Annotated in this window: 15 protein-coding genes and 1 rRNA gene; 8 read left to right on the top strand and 8 right to left on the bottom strand. The window is 39.6% G+C overall.

The features are described 5' to 3' along the window. Positions 1-83: ribosomal RNA gene (locus AC1DSK_RS09870) — 16S ribosomal RNA — on the bottom strand; the annotation flags it as partial. A 560-nt stretch (positions 84-643) separates the two neighbouring features. Here AC1DSK_RS09870 and AC1DSK_RS09865 point away from each other — a divergent pair. Continuing rightward, on the top strand, positions 644-1,831 hold the full coding sequence (locus AC1DSK_RS09865; RefSeq protein WP_477547898.1) for an MDR family MFS transporter: 1,188 nt from the start codon (positions 644-646) through the stop codon (positions 1,829-1,831). Positions 1,832-2,110: 279 nt separating this feature from the next. Here AC1DSK_RS09865 and gyrA read toward each other — a convergent pair whose 3' ends face one another. The 7 genes from gyrA to dnaA all read right to left on the bottom strand — a co-directional run bounded on the left by gyrA (position 2,111) and on the right by dnaA (position 11,016). Further along, positions 2,111-4,609: a DNA gyrase subunit A gene (gyrA, locus tag AC1DSK_RS09860; RefSeq protein ID WP_477547903.1), complete on the bottom strand. Its 2,499-nt coding sequence runs from the start codon at positions 4,607-4,609 to the stop codon at positions 2,111-2,113. 78 nt (positions 4,610-4,687) lie between these two features. Then, a complete protein-coding gene (gyrB, locus tag AC1DSK_RS09855) occupies positions 4,688-6,613 on the bottom strand; it encodes a DNA topoisomerase (ATP-hydrolyzing) subunit B (protein ID WP_016428946.1) in 1,926 nt (641 codons plus the stop codon). 5 nt (positions 6,614-6,618) lie between these two features. Continuing rightward, on the bottom strand, positions 6,619-6,912 hold the full coding sequence (locus AC1DSK_RS09850) for a hypothetical protein (protein WP_196930508.1): 294 nt from the start codon (positions 6,910-6,912) through the stop codon (positions 6,619-6,621). Further along, on the bottom strand, positions 6,909-8,027 hold the full coding sequence (recF, locus tag AC1DSK_RS09845; protein ID WP_477547897.1) for a DNA replication/repair protein RecF: 1,119 nt from the start codon (positions 8,025-8,027) through the stop codon (positions 6,909-6,911). The genes AC1DSK_RS09850 and recF overlap by 4 nt, the downstream gene beginning before the upstream one ends. A 1-nt stretch (position 8,028) precedes the next feature. Then, positions 8,029-8,256, bottom strand: coding sequence for a S4 domain-containing protein YaaA (gene yaaA, locus AC1DSK_RS09840; RefSeq protein ID WP_016428943.1), 228 nt, complete (start codon positions 8,254-8,256; stop codon positions 8,029-8,031). Between the two features lie 108 nt (positions 8,257-8,364). After that, positions 8,365-9,501: a DNA polymerase III subunit beta gene (dnaN, locus tag AC1DSK_RS09835; protein WP_477547896.1), complete on the bottom strand. Its 1,137-nt coding sequence runs from the start codon at positions 9,499-9,501 to the stop codon at positions 8,365-8,367. Positions 9,502-9,669: 168 nt separating this feature from the next. Continuing rightward, a complete protein-coding gene (dnaA, locus tag AC1DSK_RS09830) occupies positions 9,670-11,016 on the bottom strand; it encodes a chromosomal replication initiator protein DnaA (RefSeq protein ID WP_477547895.1) in 1,347 nt (448 codons plus the stop codon). Between the two features lie 516 nt (positions 11,017-11,532). Between dnaA and rpmH the strand changes: the two genes are divergently transcribed. The 7 genes from rpmH to rsmG all read left to right on the top strand — a co-directional run bounded on the left by rpmH (position 11,533) and on the right by rsmG (position 18,093). Beyond that, positions 11,533-11,667, top strand: coding sequence for a 50S ribosomal protein L34 (rpmH, locus tag AC1DSK_RS09825; RefSeq protein WP_016428940.1), 135 nt, complete (start codon positions 11,533-11,535; stop codon positions 11,665-11,667). A gap of 75 nt (positions 11,668-11,742) precedes the next feature. Then, positions 11,743-12,090 (top strand): ribonuclease P protein component, encoded by a 348-nt coding sequence (gene rnpA / locus AC1DSK_RS09820; RefSeq protein ID WP_477547894.1) that lies wholly within the window; start codon positions 11,743-11,745, stop codon positions 12,088-12,090. Positions 12,091-12,185: 95 nt separating this feature from the next. Beyond that, positions 12,186-12,929, top strand: coding sequence for a membrane protein insertase YidC (gene yidC / locus AC1DSK_RS09815; protein ID WP_477547902.1), 744 nt, complete (start codon positions 12,186-12,188; stop codon positions 12,927-12,929). Further along, complete coding sequence (jag, locus tag AC1DSK_RS09810; protein WP_477547893.1) at positions 12,926-13,669, top strand: RNA-binding cell elongation regulator Jag/EloR; 744 nt, start codon at positions 12,926-12,928, stop codon at positions 13,667-13,669. The genes yidC and jag overlap by 4 nt, the downstream gene beginning before the upstream one ends. A 172-nt stretch (positions 13,670-13,841) precedes the next feature. Further along, positions 13,842-15,227 carry a tRNA uridine-5-carboxymethylaminomethyl(34) synthesis GTPase MnmE gene (gene mnmE, locus AC1DSK_RS09805; RefSeq protein WP_016428936.1) on the top strand — a complete coding sequence of 462 codons (1,386 nt, stop codon included), beginning with the start codon at positions 13,842-13,844 and terminating at the stop codon, positions 15,225-15,227. A 197-nt stretch (positions 15,228-15,424) separates the two neighbouring features. Continuing rightward, positions 15,425-17,314, top strand: coding sequence for a tRNA uridine-5-carboxymethylaminomethyl(34) synthesis enzyme MnmG (mnmG, locus tag AC1DSK_RS09800; protein ID WP_477547892.1), 1,890 nt, complete (start codon positions 15,425-15,427; stop codon positions 17,312-17,314). Between the two features lie 65 nt (positions 17,315-17,379). Continuing rightward, a complete protein-coding gene (gene rsmG / locus AC1DSK_RS09795; protein ID WP_477547891.1) occupies positions 17,380-18,093 on the top strand; it encodes a 16S rRNA (guanine(527)-N(7))-methyltransferase RsmG in 714 nt (237 codons plus the stop codon). The last annotated feature ends 12 nt before the right edge of the window (positions 18,094-18,105 follow it).

Genomic DNA, 18,105 nt, shown 5'->3' with positions numbered 1-18,105 from the left:
GCTTCTTCATCATTCCGCTCGACTTGCATGTATTAGGCACGCCGCCAGCGTTCGTCCTGAGCCAGGATCAAACTCTCCATAATAGGTGAGTCGATTAGCTCGACTTTGTTGCTGGCGTCAAATTAATGACGTTTTAAAATGAACAATCAAGTTCAAGTTTTGCTTCCCACACCGAAGTGTGTTCCGCTTTATTGTTGACGTTTTGCTGTTCAGTTTTCAAGGTTCATTTCGTTGGTCACTCTCGCAACAGCAACTTTTATATCATAGCAAATCCAAATTGTCATGTCAACAAAAAGTTTTGCTTTTTCTTTTTTGTTTGCCGCTTGTTTTAGCGACTCACTTATAATAACAATTCCACAAACAAGTGTCAACAGTATTTCAGAGATTTATTCAATTTCTTTCATTGTTTTTTCAGTGGTAATTGTACGAGAAATAATTTGCCCTATATATGGTGTTGAATTACCATAAATATGCAGACTTACATCTATATATTGAATCATTAATTTCAATTCTTTTCATAGTTTTAATAAGCATTCCCTTCCCCCACAAGTCATTACTTATTCTGAAGACCTTTTATTCATTTTTCGAACTATCCAGACTACTTGTGTAAGCGTAGTATGAAAGTTAGAAAGAAGGTTTTAGTATGAAAGAAAAGTTTGCATTTCATCCTGTTGTCTGGACATTACTGATCGGAACTGTTTTTGCAAGAGGTGCCAGTTTTATGGCTCTTCCTTTCCTTGCCTTGTATTTATCGAACACTCATGGAATTCATCCTGTTTGGATTGGACTCACAATTGGCCTGTCTCCTTTAACCGGAACCATAGGGGGCTTCATTGGGGGCTACTTTTCAGATCGTTATGGCCGCAAGAAGGTCATGCTATGGACCATACTTGTTTGGGGATTAGTCTATTTTGGATTTTCTCAAGCTTCGCATATTGGCGTGTTTATGGCACTAAATGCTTTAAATGGTCTTTGCCGTTCATTCTTTGAACCTTCATCCCAGGCGATGATGGCAGATTTAACTTCGCCACAACAAAGGAAGCGTGTATTCTCATTAAGATATACGGCGATTAACATTGGGGCTTCCCTTGGTCCGCTTCTTGGGGTGTATGTAGCACAATTTTCTTCTTCTTTGCCTTTTTTACTGACGGGTTTGATGTACCTTCTATATGGAGGAACATTGTTCATCATGTTAAATCGTCATTCAATTACACATGTAACGCCTGTTCATCAATTGCCATTGATGGATACGCTGATGGTAACTTGGAAAGATAAAACTTTACTCGTATTTATTATTGGCGGCATCTTGATAAATGTTGGCTACTCTCAAATTGATTCGAACTTACCTCAATACATACAACAGTCGTTTTCTGATGGGGTAGCACTTTTTGCTAAGCTCATTGCACTCAATGCAATTCTCGTTATCATTTTGCAAGTTCCTTTAAGTTTGATCACTGAAAAATGGCCGGTTCTCCGTGTCATGATACTAGGGAGTCTTTTCTTTGCTATCGGGTTTGCAAGTTTTGGTTTTGCTACCACAGCAATTGGCATGATGATTGCAATGGCAATTGTCACCATAGGTGAAATTTTCATTTTCCCATCCACCAGTGTCTTTATTGATCAAATTGCACCCGAGAATCGAAAAGGAACTTACTTTGGGGCAGGCCAGTTTCGGTCCATTGGAAATTTCACTGGTCCTGTTCTTGGTGGATGGTTACTTCAGGACTTCGGCGGGGATTTCTTGTTTTCTGTAATCGCAGTCATTATTTTGTGCAGCATTTTCTTTTACTACTTGGGGAATCTGCACATTCTTGAAAAGCAAAAAGCATAACTTCTGGCAGTGGAGCAATGAAAAAACTACTGTTGAAGTAGATACGTAATTAAGTCATAGGCTCAGTTAAATGACGATGATGTTGTTGATAGGAGGGAATCTGCGACAAACCTTTTGCTCCTGCGGTTACTCGTCGCAAAGACCCCGCAGTGAGAAACAAAGGAACGAAGGCTAAGAACGCCACCTCGTGTGGTGACCAACATCCTGTTGGCCTTAAAAAGTTAACAGAGTCAAGTCATAAAAAAAGGACTAAGGCGCATATGCACCTTAGTCCTTCTATTATTCTTCTGATGAATCTGATTCTGTCGGTAAGTCTTCACTTGCTTCAGTTGTTGATTCTTCTCCATCAACTATTGAAGTTGTGCTTTCTTCACCATCTTCATCAAATTCTTCTTCATCTTCAGCTTTCTCTACTTTTGCGACAGTTGCCACAAGTTCATCATCGCCTAAACGAATCAAGCGAACACCTTGCGTGCTGCGGCCAGTGATAGAAATGCTGTTAACATCCATTCGAATTAACATTCCATTAATCGTGATGAGCATCAAATCTTCTGAACCATCAACCGCTTTAACTGCGGATAATGGACCAGTTTTATCGGTGATTTGGCTTGTCTTAATACCAACTCCACCACGAGACTGCAAACGATACTCTTCTTCAGGTGTACGTTTTCCGTAACCATTCTCCGTCACTACCAATACTTCCTGACCTGGCTCCAGGATTTCCATACCTACGACGTGATCGTCTTCACGTAATCGAATTCCTCGAACTCCAGATGCTGTACGTCCCATTGAACGGATATCTGTTTCTTCAAAACGTACGAGCATACCTTTACGAGTTCCGATGATGATGTGTTGTTTCCCATCGGTCAATCGCACAGAAATCAACTCATCGTCGTCTCTTAAAGAGATTGAGATAAGACCGTTCGCTCGAATATTGGCAAATCCACTGACTGGCGTACGTTTCGTTACACCCAGACGCGTGGTAAAAATGAAGTACGCATCGTCTTCAAATGATGCCATCTGAATCATTGCGGTAACTTTCTCTTCTTTATCGACACCTAATAAATTGACGATTGGCAATCCTTTAGCTGTACGACCGTACTCAGGAATTTCGTATCCTTTCGCACGATACACCTTACCTGTGTTGGTAAAGAACAGGATGGTATCGTGAGTAGAAGTGTATAGGAGATGTTCGACGAAATCATTTTCATTCGTACCCATTCCTTGTACGCCTCGTCCACCACGTTTTTGGCTACGATACGTATTTACCGGCAGACGTTTAATGTATCCATTATGAGTCAAAGTCAGAACAGAATTCTCACGTGGAATCAAGTCTTCGTCTTCCATCATTTCAGCGCCACCTGCAGTAATTTCCGTACGTCGTTTATCGCTGAAACGCTCTTTGATTTCATTCAATTCTTCACGAATGATTTGAATAACTTTCAATTCGTCCGCTAAAATTGCTCGAAGTTCTGCAATCAGTTTTTGAAGTTCCTTGTATTCTTCTTCAATTTTATCGCGTTCCAAACCAGTTAAACGTTGAAGACGCATATCAAGAATTGCTTGGGCTTGACGTTCAGACAAGTTGAATTGAGCAATTAATCCTTGTTTTGCTTCTTCTCCCGTCTGTGAACTACGGATCAATGCAATGATTTCATCAATATGATCCAAAGCGATACGAAGACCTTCTAAAATGTGAGCTCGGTCTTCAGCTTTTGTCAGTTCAAACTGTGTACGTCGTTTAATGACGACTTTTTGGTGCTCTAAATAATGATATAAAATCTCTTTCAAGCCAAGTACTTTTGGCTGGCCATCGACAAGCGCCAGCATATTCACACCAAAACTTGATTGAAGAGCTGTTTGTTTATATAAATTGTTTAATAGAACGTTAGCATTGGCGTCTTTACGGACTTCAATGACGATGCGCATTCCGTTACGGTCTGACTCATCGCGAAGATCTGTAATGCCGTCAATTTTCTTATCGCGCACAAGTTCCGCGATTTTTTCGATAAGGCGGGCCTTATTCACTTGGAATGGAAGTTCATGAACTAAAATGACTTCTTTGCCATTCGATTTTTGTTCAATTTCAACTTTACCGCGGATAATGACAGATCCACGCCCTGTTTCATAAGCACGACGAATGCCGCTTCGTCCTAAAATAATACCACCAGTTGGGAAATCAGGACCTGGAATGATTTCCATTAGCTCTTCAGTAGTGATGGCTTCATTTTCAGCAAGTGCCAACACAGCTTCAATGGTTTCACCCAAATGATGTGGCGGAATATTTGTTGCCATACCAACTGCAATCCCTGACGTACCGTTTACCAATAAGTTTGGATAACGACTTGGTAGGACAATCGGTTCTTTTTCTTGGCCATCATAATTATCTTTGAAGTCAATTGTGTTTTTGTTGATATCACGCAGTAATTCCATCGCGATTTTCGACATACGAGACTCGGTATAACGCATTGCTGCCGCCGCATCTCCATCAACTGATCCAAAGTTTCCGTGACCATCTACTAACATATAACGATAACTCCAGTGTTGCGCCATTCGAACCATTGTGTCATAAACGGCCGTATCACCATGTGGATGGTACTTACCAATTACGTCTCCAACAATACGAGCAGATTTTTTGTACGGTTTTTCTGCCGTATTCCCCAAATCTTGCATCGCATATAAAATACGGCGATGAACAGGTTTTAAACCGTCCCGAACATCTGGAAGAGCTCGTTGAACAATAACACTCATTGCATAGTCAAGGAATGACGTTTTCATCTCTGTACTGATATTAATTCCTTTAACTCCATCATTTGCTATATTCGTCACGCAGGCGACCTCCCTTCACTTGGGGTATTAAATATCCAAGTTTTTCACATAAATTGCATTTTCTTCGATGAATTGACGGCGAGGTTCTACTTCGTCCCCCATCAAACGTTCAAATGTTTCATCTGCATCAATCGCATCTTCTAAGTTTACTTGCAACAAAGTACGAACGGCTGGATCCATTGTTGTATCCCATAATTGAGTCGCATCCATCTCTCCAAGACCTTTGTAACGTTGAATAACTGGTTTTGGTTGTTTTGGCAAGCGCTCCAGGATTTCTGCTAGTTGCTTATCTGAATAACAATACTCCACATTTTTCCCTTGTTTAATCTGGAACAATGGAGGCTGAGCAATATATACATAACCCGCTTCAATTAACGGACGCATGAAACGGAATAAGAAAGTTAATAATAAAGTTCGGATATGGGCACCATCTACATCGGCATCCGTCATAATGACGATTTTATGATAACGTGCTTTTTCCAACGCAAATTCGTCACCGATACCCGTTCCAAGAGCTGTAATGATCGCACGGATTTCAGTATTCGATAAAATTTTATCTAAACGTGCTTTTTCCACGTTCAAAATTTTCCCTTTTAACGGTAAAATCGCTTGGAAATGACGATCACGTCCTGATTTTGCTGAACCGCCGGCAGAGTCACCCTCTACTACATACAGTTCACTATCTGCAGGAACACGAGAAGAACAGTCAGCGAGTTTACCAGGTAAACTTGATACTTCCAAAGCGGACTTACGGCGTGTGAATTCACGCGCTTTTTTCGCTGCAACACGTGCACGTGCAGCCATTAATCCTTTATCAATGACTTTACGGGCAACCGATGGATTCTCCAGCATAAAACGTTCAAACGCTTCCGAAAACAATGAATTCGTAATTGTGCTCACTTCAGAGTTTCCTAATTTCGTTTTCGTTTGTCCTTCAAATTGTGGATCTGGATGTTTGACTGACACAATGGCAGTCAATCCTTCACGCACATCATCACCTGTTAAATTCGTGTCGGCATCTTTGATCATGTTGTTTTTGCGTCCGTAATCATTGATTACGCGCGTTAACGCCATTTTAAAGCCAGATTCGTGCGTACCGCCTTCATACGTATTGATATTGTTCGCGAATGAGAAAATATTAGACGAGTAACCACTGTTATATTGCATAGCGATTTCAATTGAAATGCCGTCTTTTTCACCTTCGATATAAATCGGTTCGTCATGAATCGGCTCTTTTGATTTATTCAAGTGCTCAACGTACGACTTAATACCACCCTCGTAATAGTAAGTGTTCGTGCGCACTTCTTCTTCACGCTCATCCGATATGATAATTTTCAAACCGCGGTTCAAGTAAGCTAGCTCACGTAAGCGGTTCGCTAAAATATCATATTCGTAGACTGTTGTTTCGGTAAAAATTTCTGGATCCGCTTTAAAACGGACAGTAGAACCAGTCTTGTCAGTTTCCCCGACAATTGCTAATTCTTTTGTTACTGCACCACGCTCAAATTTGATGTAATGAAGCTTTTCATCACGATGAACATATACTTCCGTTATTTCCGAAAGGGCGTTTACTACCGAGGCACCAACACCATGTAGACCCCCAGAAACTTTGTATCCGCCACCGCCAAATTTACCGCCGGCATGCAATACAGTCATAATGACTTCAACCGCTGGACGTCCCATTTTCTCATGGTTGCTAACAGGAATTCCGCGACCGTTATCATCAACTTTAATCCAATTGTCTTTCTCGATTGTGATGGCAATTTCATCACAATGACCAGCCAAGGCTTCGTCAATTGCATTATCTACGATTTCCCATACAAGATGGTGAAGTCCTTTTGAACTCGTCGAACCAATGTACATTCCTGGACGTTTACGTACCGCTTCCAAACCTTCTAATACTTGTATCTGATCAGCATCATAAGATTGCAGTTCTTTTTCTTCCATCGCCATTTAGCTCACCTGCTCTTTCCTACTGTCTTATCGCTATTGTTCTGAAGGGGACTTGCCCCTGGGAATTGAATAAATTTCTTTACGATGTTCTGCGGACTAAGAGGTGATGCATACGTTAAAAAAGGAGTGACGATTAAAGACTTTACACGTGGTATTTCTACCAAGCATCGTGTACGTGGATTTTGCAACCACGAGTCCCGCTCCGTCTCATCCTTTATCTCGCGAAAATCTAATATCGTGAGGATTTCGCTGTACTTGACGACAATGGTCTTGCCGATAACCACATACAAAACACTCACGCTCCTCCTTCAACATGTCCTTGCTTCACATTAAATATTGCGGCTTGCGTAATCGTTTCATGATCGATGCCATCCACACTTGTTGTGGTAACGAAGGTTTGAACTTCTCCCTGGATGGTATTTAATAAATGAGATTGTCTGTAGTCATCAAGTTCGGATAACACATCATCCAGTAACAATACCGGTGATTCCCCGACTTCTTGTTTGATTAATTCGATCTCTGCAAGTTTAAGCGACAATGCAGTTGTACGTTGTTGTCCTTGAGAACCATAAGTTTGCACGTCATAGCCATTAACGAAAAACTGCAGATCATCCCGGTGAGGACCGGTTAATGTTACACCTCTCGCTAATTCTTGCGCTTTGCCTGCTTGCAATTTTTGCTGCAAAAAATCAGCCATTTGTTCAAATGTCGCATTTTGGTCAAGGCCACTGACAGGGTTATAACGAACTTCTAATTTTTCAAGTCCACGGGAAATCCCGAAATGAATCGGTTCTGCCCATTTTTGAAGAAGCTCCATAAATTGAAATCTTTTACGGATAACACTGACAGCTGCTTGAATATATTGATCAGTATAAACATCAAACATCACATCATTTACAGATGATTTTCCTTGATGCATTTTCAGTAAATGGTTACGCTGTTTTAATAATTTTTGAAACGTTAATAAATCGTGTAAATAAACAGGCGATATTTGCCCAATTTCCATATCCAAAAAACGTCTTCTTACTTGAGGACTGCCTTTTACAAGATGCAAATCTTCTGGTGCAAACATCACCACATTTAGTTGACCGATATAATCACTTAAACGGTTTTGTTCTAAATGATTCACTTTTGCTTTTTTGCCTTTTTTGGATAAAGTCAATTCAAGCGGTAAGCGACCATATTTTTTATGAACATCACCTTTTATTTTACCATATTCTTCAGCCCAACGTATCAATTCTTTATCATTGGACGTTCGGTGAGATTTTGCCATGGATAACACATAAATCGATTCCATGATGTTGGTTTTTCCCTGTGCATTTTCGCCAATCAAGACATTGATTGTTTTTGAAAAATTTAACGCTAACGATTCGTAGTTTCGGTAGTTCGTTAATTCCAGACTTTCTATGTGCATATTATTGCCCGCTCAATGGATCCACAATGCGAAGTTCGCCTACTCCAGGGATGTTTACTAAATCTCCATGACGAAGTTTACGTCCACGTCTTTGATCTACTTCCCCGTTTATCAATACTTCATTTTCCGATAAAAACCATTTTGCCATCCCACCTGAGCTTATTACGTCAGTCATTTTCAGTACTTGCCCAAGGGTTACATATTCCGTTCCAATTTCAAGTTCTTTCAAGTTAATTACATCCTTCGCTTTTTAGTCTATCCCTTCATTTTACTTCATTTTCACCAAGAAGTAAAAAAGGATAGCCCAATAGAGGACTACCCTTTGAATAATTTATTTTTAATATGTGCGAACAGGTAAAATGAGTTGCAAAATTGCATCATCATGAACTGATTTTATGATGAATGGGCGCATTGCACCGGTGAATTGAACCATTACATCTTGACCATCCACAGCTTTTAATGCATCCATCATATATTTCGCGCTAAACGAGATTTTTAGTTCTTCTCCTTCGATAGATGTTGCTTGAATTTCTTCTTCCACTTTCCCTACTTCTGGTGAACTGGATGAAATTTCAACAACATTGCCTTCCAAGGAGCTAAATCGAACAATATTATTGCGTTCTTCTCGTGCCAATAAAGAAGCACGGTCGATCGCTTGTAGTAATGCTTTCCCGTTTACGGTTACCGTTGTTTTGTATTCATTCGGAATTAAACGAGATGTATCAGGATAATTTCCTTCAAGTAAACGTGAATAGAATAATACATCAGAAGTTTTAAATAACACTTGTTGTTGTGTCATGACGATATGAACTGGTTCTGATGAGTCTCCAATGATTTTGCTTAATTCATTTAAGCTCTTTCCTGGAATTACTACGCTATATTCTCCCTCAGGTAGTTGTTCCAAAGTCGTTTTACGTCGAGCTAGACGGTGACTGTCTGTTGCTACACAAACAAGCTCTCCATTTTTCACTTCCCAATGAACACCTGTTAATACAGGACGACTTTCAGAAGTTGATACTGCGAATACTGTTTCACGAACAATTGATTTCAATAAATCTGCTGGAATGACAAACTGGCGATCATCTTGAATTTCTGGAAGTAATGGATATTCAGAAGCATCCAGTCCAATTAAATGGAATTCTGATTTACCTGAACGAATATGCGTTTGATATTGTTCATTTACTTCAATTTCCACATCACTTGTTGGTAACTTACGAACGATTTCGTTGAACATACGAGCTTGAACAACAATTGTCCCTTCTTCAATTACACGAATTACTTGTTCGCCATTTTCTTCAGCTTTAATAAAAGTTTGAATCGTAATATCAGAATCACTACCAGTTAAGTGCAAACCTTCTTCAGTAACTTCTAATTTTATTCCCGTCAAAATAGGAATCGTCGTTTTAGAACTTACTGCTTTCATTACATCGTTTAACCCATCTAATAACCGTTCACGCATGATTTCAAATTTCATGATTATACCTCGCTTATATATTTATTAATGTTTTAAAAGAATAATAGATATAGTAATAGGGCCTGTGGATTTGTTGATAAGTCCATTTTGCCGAATAAAATCAGCCTATCCACATGTAGATAGACTGTGTATAAACTAGGCTGTCCAATGTGGGGTTATCCACAACTGTTAAGACTTGCCTAATAGACTCTTAATTTGTTTCAGGTCTTGTTGAAGGGCCTGATCTTCTTTTAATAGAGTAGAAATTTTTTCATGTGCATGAATAACCGTTGTATGATCACGGCCTCCAAATTCCTCTCCAATCTTAGGTAAAGAGAAACTCGTCAATTCTCGAGAAAGATACATGGCAATTTGTCTTGGAAAAGCAATAGATTTCGTTCGTTTCTTCGCTGTAAAATCCTCTAAACGTATATGGAAGTGCTCACCCACCGTTTTTTGAATATCCAAAATCGTAATTTTACGTGGCTTTGCATTCGGCATAATATCCTTCAATGCCTCAGCTGCTAAATCCGAATTCATATCCTTATTAACTAAAGAAGAATATGCAACCACACGAATCAAAGCACCCTCGAGCTCACGAATATTTGAATCGATTTGATTGGCGATGTACATCATGACTTCATTTGGGATGTCCAAGCCATCTGCTTTCGCTTTTTTACGCAAGATGGCAATACGCGTCTCTAAGTCTGGAGGCGTGATGTCCGTAATTAAGCCCCATTCAAAGCGGGAACGTAAACGATCTTCCAATGTTGGAATTTCTTTTGGTGGTCTGTCACTTGAAATGACAATTTGCTTTGATTCTTCATGCAATGTATTGAATGTGTGGAAAAATTCTTCCTGAGTTTGTTCTTTTCCGGCCAAAAATTGAATATCGTCTATTAATAGTACATCCACGCTACGGTACTTGTTACGGAAATCTACCGTTTTATTATCACGAATAGAATTAATGAATTCATTCGTGAATTTTTCAGAAGATAAATAAACAACTTTTGCATTTGGGTTATGTTCCTGTACATAGTGCCCAATTGCATGCATTAAGTGGGTTTTTCCAAGTCCTACTCCCCCGTAGATAAACAGAGGATTATAGGCTTTTGCTGGCGCTTCCGCCACCGCAAGTGATGCTGCATGCGCAAATCGGTTACCTGAACCGATAACAAAGGTATCAAATGTATATTTTGAATTAAGCATGCCAGGTGAATACTCTGGTTGCTCATCATCTTTCATTGGAATGATCGGTTTTGGAAGCGAGAAATCTTCCATACTTTGATCTTTTGGTACAACAAATCTGATGGACAGGCCTTCCCCCGTCAATTCGGTCAATATACCGGCTATCAAATGTACATAATGCGTATCAAGCCAATCACGTGCAAATGAGTTTGGAGCGGCAATTGTCACTGTATCTCCTTGATAGGTCAACATTTTTGTAGATTTGAGCCACGTTTCAAAGCTAGGTTTCGAGATTTTTTGCTCCACTTGAGCAAGAACGCTCGACCATAGTTCTTCTAAATGTTCCAACAACGTACCTCCTTCTTTAAAATATTTTTTATCGACAATCTTACACATAATATGTATAGTCATGCACAAAACCACAAGTTGTGGATAAAGGTTAATCAGAGCCTTGGGATAAGCTATCCACAGATTATCAACAGTTGTGGATAACAACGAATACTGATTTTCGGTTTTGAAGAGTAAAACACAAACATCGTATCAAAAATAACTAGAAATTACAAGCGTTCTCGATGGTTATCCACAAAATGCATATTCATGCACACTACTGTTGTCCACAGCCCGTGAGTTTGTTAAAAAGTTGTAGATAAGTGTTGTGGATAGAAAAAATGCCCCAAATTCGTTATCCACAGTGCTGTGTGTAGAAAACTTCATATATGTGGACAACTTATAACCAGATGAATTTACACCGAAAGAGAACGATATTTCGAAATGCTATTGACATTTAGGGGTCAAACTATATATAATATCCAAGACTGTCTATAAGATAAATCGACTTTCAATTTTTCAGGAGGTGTCACATAGATGAAACGCACATACCAACCAAATAAACGCAAACATAGTAAAGTTCACGGATTCCGTTCTCGTATGAGTTCTAAAAACGGCCGTCGCGTATTAGCAGCACGTCGTCGTAAAGGAAGAAAAGTATTATCAGCTTAAGCCCACTGATCCGCATCAGTGGTCTTTTTTTTCTTTACCTATTAGAAGTGAATGATCAGGTGGAGAAGGTGAAGCATGAATAAACGTCAACGAGTAAAGAAGAATACAGAGTTTCAAAAGATTTTTAAACGCGGTAAATCCTTTGCGAATCGCCAGTTTGTCTTATATTTCTTACCGAAAGAAGGACAAGAGGAGTTTCGCATCGGCCTATCCGTGAGTAAAAAAGTCGGAAATGCAGTCGTCCGCAACCAAATCAAACGCTATATCAGACAATCTTTCTTGGAACTGAAAGATGAAATCAACCCGAACATGGATTATGTCATTATCGCCAGAAATCAGGCGGCCAGTTTAGATTTTCATGAAACAAAGAAAAGTTTGCAGCACGTTTTGAAAATCGCTAAAATGATTCAAAAGATCAAGTAATAAAGACAAGAAATTTTTCATGTATATATATATAGAAGAAATGGAATGTCGTTTTAGGGGGAAGAAGGGTGAACAAACGCTTACTTATTATCCTCATGCTTGTTTCTGTCACGCTATTACTTAGTGGATGTACAGAGTATGATCAACCGATTTATGAGGACAGTAAAGGATTTTGGAACGAATTTATTGTTTGGCCTCTCGTTTCTTTCATTACATTGTTCAAGGAACTACTCGGATCTTACGGATTAGGTATTGTCGTGGTGACAATTATAATTCGTTTGGCGATTCTTCCTTTAATGATCAAACAAACAAAGAGTGCAAAGAATATGCAAGATGTTCAACCTGAACTTGCTAAACTCAAGCAAAAATACAGCTCAAAAGATGCGGCTACGCAACAAAAGTATCAACAAGAAATGATGGCGTTATTTAAAGAAAAAGGTGTGAATCCAGCTGCGGGCTGTTTGCCAGTAGTCATTCAAATGCCTATCCTAATCGGTTTCTATCATGCGATCAGTCGCATGAATAATACAGAAGAAATTAACTTAGGCAGCTTCTTATGGTTTGAGCTTGCTGAACCGAGTATTATTCTTGCGGTTCTTGCAGGAATCATGCAGTTCCTGGTATTACGTACTGGTCAAGCAATGAACAACCCTCAAATGAAGATCATGATGTATTTCATGCCTATTATGATTATCGGGTTCGGTATTTTCTTACCTTCAGCCTTAACATTGTACTGGGTAATCGGAAATATCATTTCATTGACTCAAAACATGATCATTTACAAACCATGGGAAAAACGTACACTTCAACCTGCTAAAACTGGAGGGGCTAAAAAGTGAATCAGATTACGCAAACGGGTTCAACAACTGAAGAAGCGATATCTGCTGCATTAGCTAAACTTGAGACAACCAGAGATCAAGTCACCATTAACGTTTTAACTGAAGGTAAAAAAGGATTTTTAGGTTTTGGCTCCAAACTTGCAGAAGTGCAAGTTACAGTAAAGGAAGCACCACCCGTTGTGCAAGAGACTGAAATTGTCACTGTTGAGTCGGTAGAAGACCCGACAGAAAAAACAGTAGCGCCATTGCAAGAAAAAGGAGTTTCTAAGAAAGTCGAGTCCACTCAAGGCGAGGCAGTTGAAGAAACGAAAGCATATATAAACCTTATTGCAAAAGAAATGAAAATTGACGATTTAACGATTCATACGGAGCAGAACGGTAAATATGTTACGCTTCGACTGGAAAGTAAAAAAGCTGCTGTACTTATTGGAAAACGAGGGCAAACGTTAAACGCTTTGCAACAATTATCACAATTAGTTGCAAACAAGTATGCTAACCATTTTTTGATGATTCAGCTTGATGTAGAAAATTACCGCGAGCGCCGTCAAGAATCTTTGGAACAATTAGCTGAACGTATGGCGGATAAAGCAATCCGAACTGGAAAAAAAGTAGAGTTTGAACCAATGCCTTCTTATGAAAGAAAAGTGATACACCACGCTTTATCCAGACGGTTGGATATTGAGACCGTATCAGTAGGAACAGATCCTAATCGTTATCTCGTAATTGAACCATTAAAGTAATGAACAGCGGACCTTGACGTCACTTGACGAAAAGGTCCGTTTTCTTGTTGTCGAAATGACGTTTGCGACTTTCGATTTTAGTGATTTTATGCTATTGTTGTATGTTAGAGAATCATGACCGTTTTTTCAGTTATCCACATGTGGATAACTAGTAGACAGGAGGTGGGCGATCATGGAATTCGATACGATTACTGCGATATCCACACCAATGGGTGAGGGAGCAATTGCGATTGTGCGATTAAGTGGATCAGAAGCAGTTTCCATAGCTGATCAAATTTTTCGTTCGCCTGGAGAAAAAAAATTAAGTAGTCAAGCATCACACACGATCCATTATGGACATTTAATAGAGCCTGAATCAGGCGACGTAGTAGAAGAAGTCATGCTGTCTTTAATGAAAGGTCCAAAAACCTTTACACGAGAAGACGTAGTTGAAATAAATTGTCACGGAGGTATCGTTACCGTAAATCGAGTGTTGCAGTTAGTACTGAGACATGGTGCTCGATTAGCGGAGCCGGGAGAATTCACGAAACGTGCATTTTTAAATGGACGTATCGACTTATCTCAAGCAGAAGCTGTTATGGATTTAATTCGTGCCAAGACTGATCGTGCAATGAATGTTGCACTAGGTCAAATGGATGGAAAATTATCACGACTCATTGCCAGCTTGCGACAAGCATTGTTAGAAACGTTGGCACAGGTAGAAGTGAACATCGACTATCCAGAGTATGATGATGTGGAAGAAATGACATTGCCCATGATTATTGAAAAGTCATCTTGGGTGAAACAAGAAATTGAAGGGTTATTGCGTACTTCATCTCAAGGGAAAATATTAAGAGAAGGCTTATCTACTGTCATTATCGGTCGACCGAATGTAGGGAAGTCCTCTTTATTAAATAGTTTAGTGCAAGAAAATAAAGCGATTGTTACCGATGTAGCGGGGACAACACGTGACATTATTGAAGAGTATGTAAATGTCCGTGGCGTACCGTTAAAGCTCATTGATACTGCCGGGATTCGGGAAACAGAAGACATTGTTGAACGAATCGGTGTAGAACGCTCCAGACAAGTTCTTAAACAAGCCGATTTGATTCTTTTGGTACTGAACCATTCGGACGAGCTAACACCTGAGGATGAGCGTTTATTTGAAGCAATCGAAGGCATGGACTTTATTGTGGTAATCAATAAAACCGATTTAGAGAAGAAAATCGATAGTCAACGTGTAGAAGAACTTGCAGGGAACCGAAAAATCGTGACCACTTCTTTATTACAAGAAGAAGGAGTGGATCAACTCGAGGAAGCAATTGCTTCATTATTCTTTGAAGGATCTCTGGAAAGTGGCGATTTGACGTATGTCTCAAATGCTCGTCACATTGCTTTATTGCACCAGGCAAAACAAACAATTGAAGATGCAATAGACGCAGCGCATGCTGCCGTGCCAATCGATATGATCCAAATCGATGTCACCAGAACGTGGGAAATTTTAGGTGAAATTACTGGAGATACAGTAGAAGAAAGTTTGATTGACCAACTGTTCTCCCAATTCTGTTTAGGGAAATAAGTGGAACGAAGGCTAAGTTCGCCGCGTCCTTGCGGCAACGCCTTCATGACCCACATCCTGTGGGCCCAAGTTAAATGCGCCACTTTTGCTCGACACCGGTTCTGAAGCTTAGGTGCGAGCTGGCGCTTGAAGCTAGACATAAAAGAGCGGAAAGCTTGAATATAAAAAATTTGGATAAACGAAAGGAATGAACGAACATGCAGAAATTTGAAGCGGGCTCGTTCGATGTTATTGTTATTGGAGCTGGCCATGCCGGTTCTGAAGCAGCTTTAGCAGCAGCGGGAATGGGTGCAAAAACACTCGTTTTAACAATTAATTTAGATATGATTGCATTTATGCCATGTAATCCATCTATCGGAGGCCCGGCTAAAGGAATAGTTGTCCGGGAAATTGACGCCCTTGGAGGCGCAATGGGGAAAGTCATCGACAAAACGCATATTCAAATGAGAATGTTGAATACAGGTAAAGGCCCAGCTGTACGTGCTTTACGTGCACAAGCCGATAAAGTGTTATATCAAGCTGAGATGAAACGCTTAATGGAAGAACAAGAGAACTTGTCCATCCATCAGGCGATGGTTGAGGAATTAATTATTGAAGACGACGAAATAAAAGGTGTTATTACACAAGTCGGGGCAATCTACCGTGCAAAAACGGTGATTGTAACAACTGGAACATTTTTACGTGGTGAAATTATCATTGGTGATTTGAAATATTCAAGTGGACCAAATAATCAACAACCTTCATTGAAATTGGCAGATAATCTTCGAGATTTAGGATTTGATTTGGTACGTTTTAAAACAGGAACACCGCCACGCGTAAACAGTAAAACGATTGATTACAGCAAAACAGAGATTCAGCCAGGCGATGACTTACCACGAGCATTCAGTTATGAAACGACTGAATATATCATGGATCAAATGCCTTGTTGGTTGACGTATACGAATGAACGCACTCACCAGATAATTGATGAAAACTTGCATTTATCACCAATGTATTCAGGCATGATTAAAGGTACAGGTCCACGTTATTGTCCTTCCATTGAAGACAAAGTGGTACGTTTCAATGACAAACCACGTCACCAAATCTTCTTGGAGCCTGAAGGGCGCAATACGCGTGAAGTATATGTACAAGGACTTTCAACAAGCTTGCCTGAACATGTACAACGTAAGTTGCTAGAAAGCATTCCAGGATTGGAAAAAGCTGAAATGATGCGAGCAGGATATGCGATTGAGTACGATGCAATGGTACCTACCCAATTATGGCCAACGTTGGAAACGAAAAAAATCCGTAATTTATATACTGCTGGTCAAATTAACGGAACATCTGGTTATGAAGAAGCAGCTGGTCAAGGGTTGATGGCTGGTATGAATGCTGCGGCTCGTTCTTTAAATAAAGAAGAAATCATTTTAAGCCGTTCAGATGCGTATATCGGTGTGTTAATTGATGATTTAGTGACAAAAGGAACGAATGAACCTTACCGTTTGCTTACGTCGAGAGCAGAATATCGATTATTGTTACGTCATGACAATGCAGACTTGAGATTAACCAAAATCGGATTCGAAGCAGGATTGATTTCGGAGGAACGTTACGAGCGTTTTGAAGCGAAGAAGAAATTGATCGATGAAGAAATCGTCCGATTAAGAAAAACGATTATTAAGCCGAATGAAGAAACGCAAGAAATTATCCGTTCTAAAGGCGGCACTGAACTTAAAGACGGAATAAAAGGTCAGGACTTACTAAAGCGCCCTGAAATGACGTATGATGATATTGCACAGCTTTCTCCTTCACCAATCGACTTAACAGATGAAATGAAGGATCAAATCGAAATTCAAATTAAGTACGAAGGTTATATCGAAAAAGCACTTCAACAAGTAGAGAAATTAAAGAAAATGGAAGATAAAAAAATTCCGGATTTAATTGACTACGATGCCATTTCTGGTATCGCTACTGAAGCGAAGCAGAAGATGAAAGAAGTTAGACCTTTATCAATTGCACAAGCATCTAGAATATCAGGTGTAAATCCTGCTGACATTTCTATCCTTCTGGTGTATATTGAACAAGGTAGAATAGCGAAAATATCCGGATAAGTATAAAAGTGGCTATTCGCTAAATTCAGCATTTAGCCACTCTTCATATACGGAAGGGGTCCAATATGAACCAACAACAATTTGTTGAAGCACTAAGAGAAAAAGGGATTATTTTAACCCCTGAACAACTTCAACAATTTCATAAATATTTCGAACTGCTTGTTGAGTGGAACGAAAAAATGAACTTAACTGCAATCACTGATCAACCATCCGTTTACTTAAAGCATTTTTATGATTCAATCAGCATGGCTTTTTATGTGGATTTTTCCAAAGGCCAATCAATTTGTGATGTAGGTGCAGGAGCGGGATTCCCAAGTATACCTTTGAAAATTTGCTTCCCTCAATTGCATGTAACTATTGTTGATTCATTGAACAAGCGGATTCAATTTCTCACACATTTAAGTGAGCAATTGGGACTTTCCAATGTTCAATTTGTACATGCCCGAGCAGAAGAATTTGGACAAAATCCAAATTACAGGGAACAGTATGATATTGTCACAGCGAGAGCGGTAGCGAGATTATCTGTATTGTCGGAACTTTGCATACCATTAGTTAAAGTCGGAGGTCAGTTTGTGGCGATGAAAGCTGCAGCGGCTCAAGACGAACTAAATGATGCAAAAAAAGCTTTAACAATTTTGGGTGCTGAAAAAATTCAAGAATATTCTTTCACACTGCCTGTAGAAAATAGTGAAAGATCATTGTTTGTTTTTAATAAAGTAAAGAGCACCCCTAAAAAATATCCGAGAAAACCTGGAGTTCCAAATAAAACTCCATTGTAGTATTGTGTTTCA

This window comes from Paenisporosarcina sp. P4_B8, assembly GCF_056402175.1.
Note: the sequence above shows the minus strand (reverse complement) of the source record. Positions and strands in the feature narration are given on the sequence as shown.

Excerpts from the sequence above, each read along its gene's own strand:
- AC1DSK_RS09865 (WP_477547898.1), top strand. The coding sequence starts at position 644 with ATGAAAGAAAAGTTTGCATTTCATCCTGTTGTCTGGACATTACTGATC.
- gyrA (WP_477547903.1), bottom strand. The coding sequence starts at position 4,609 with ATGAAAACGTCATTCCTTGACTATGCAATGAGTGTTATTGTTCAACGA.
- gyrB (WP_016428946.1), bottom strand. The coding sequence starts at position 6,613 with ATGGCGATGGAAGAAAAAGAACTGCAATCTTATGATGCTGATCAGATA.
- recF (WP_477547897.1), bottom strand. The coding sequence starts at position 8,027 with ATGCACATAGAAAGTCTGGAATTAACGAACTACCGAAACTACGAATCG.
- dnaN (WP_477547896.1), bottom strand. The coding sequence starts at position 9,501 with ATGAAATTTGAAATCATGCGTGAACGGTTATTAGATGGGTTAAACGAT.
- rpmH (WP_016428940.1), top strand. The coding sequence starts at position 11,533 with ATGAAACGCACATACCAACCAAATAAACGCAAACATAGTAAAGTTCAC.
- rnpA (WP_477547894.1), top strand. The coding sequence starts at position 11,743 with ATGAATAAACGTCAACGAGTAAAGAAGAATACAGAGTTTCAAAAGATT.
- yidC (WP_477547902.1), top strand. The coding sequence starts at position 12,186 with ATGCTTGTTTCTGTCACGCTATTACTTAGTGGATGTACAGAGTATGAT.
- mnmE (WP_016428936.1), top strand. The coding sequence starts at position 13,842 with ATGGAATTCGATACGATTACTGCGATATCCACACCAATGGGTGAGGGA.
- mnmG (WP_477547892.1), top strand. The coding sequence starts at position 15,425 with ATGCAGAAATTTGAAGCGGGCTCGTTCGATGTTATTGTTATTGGAGCT.
- rsmG (WP_477547891.1), top strand. The coding sequence starts at position 17,380 with ATGAACCAACAACAATTTGTTGAAGCACTAAGAGAAAAAGGGATTATT.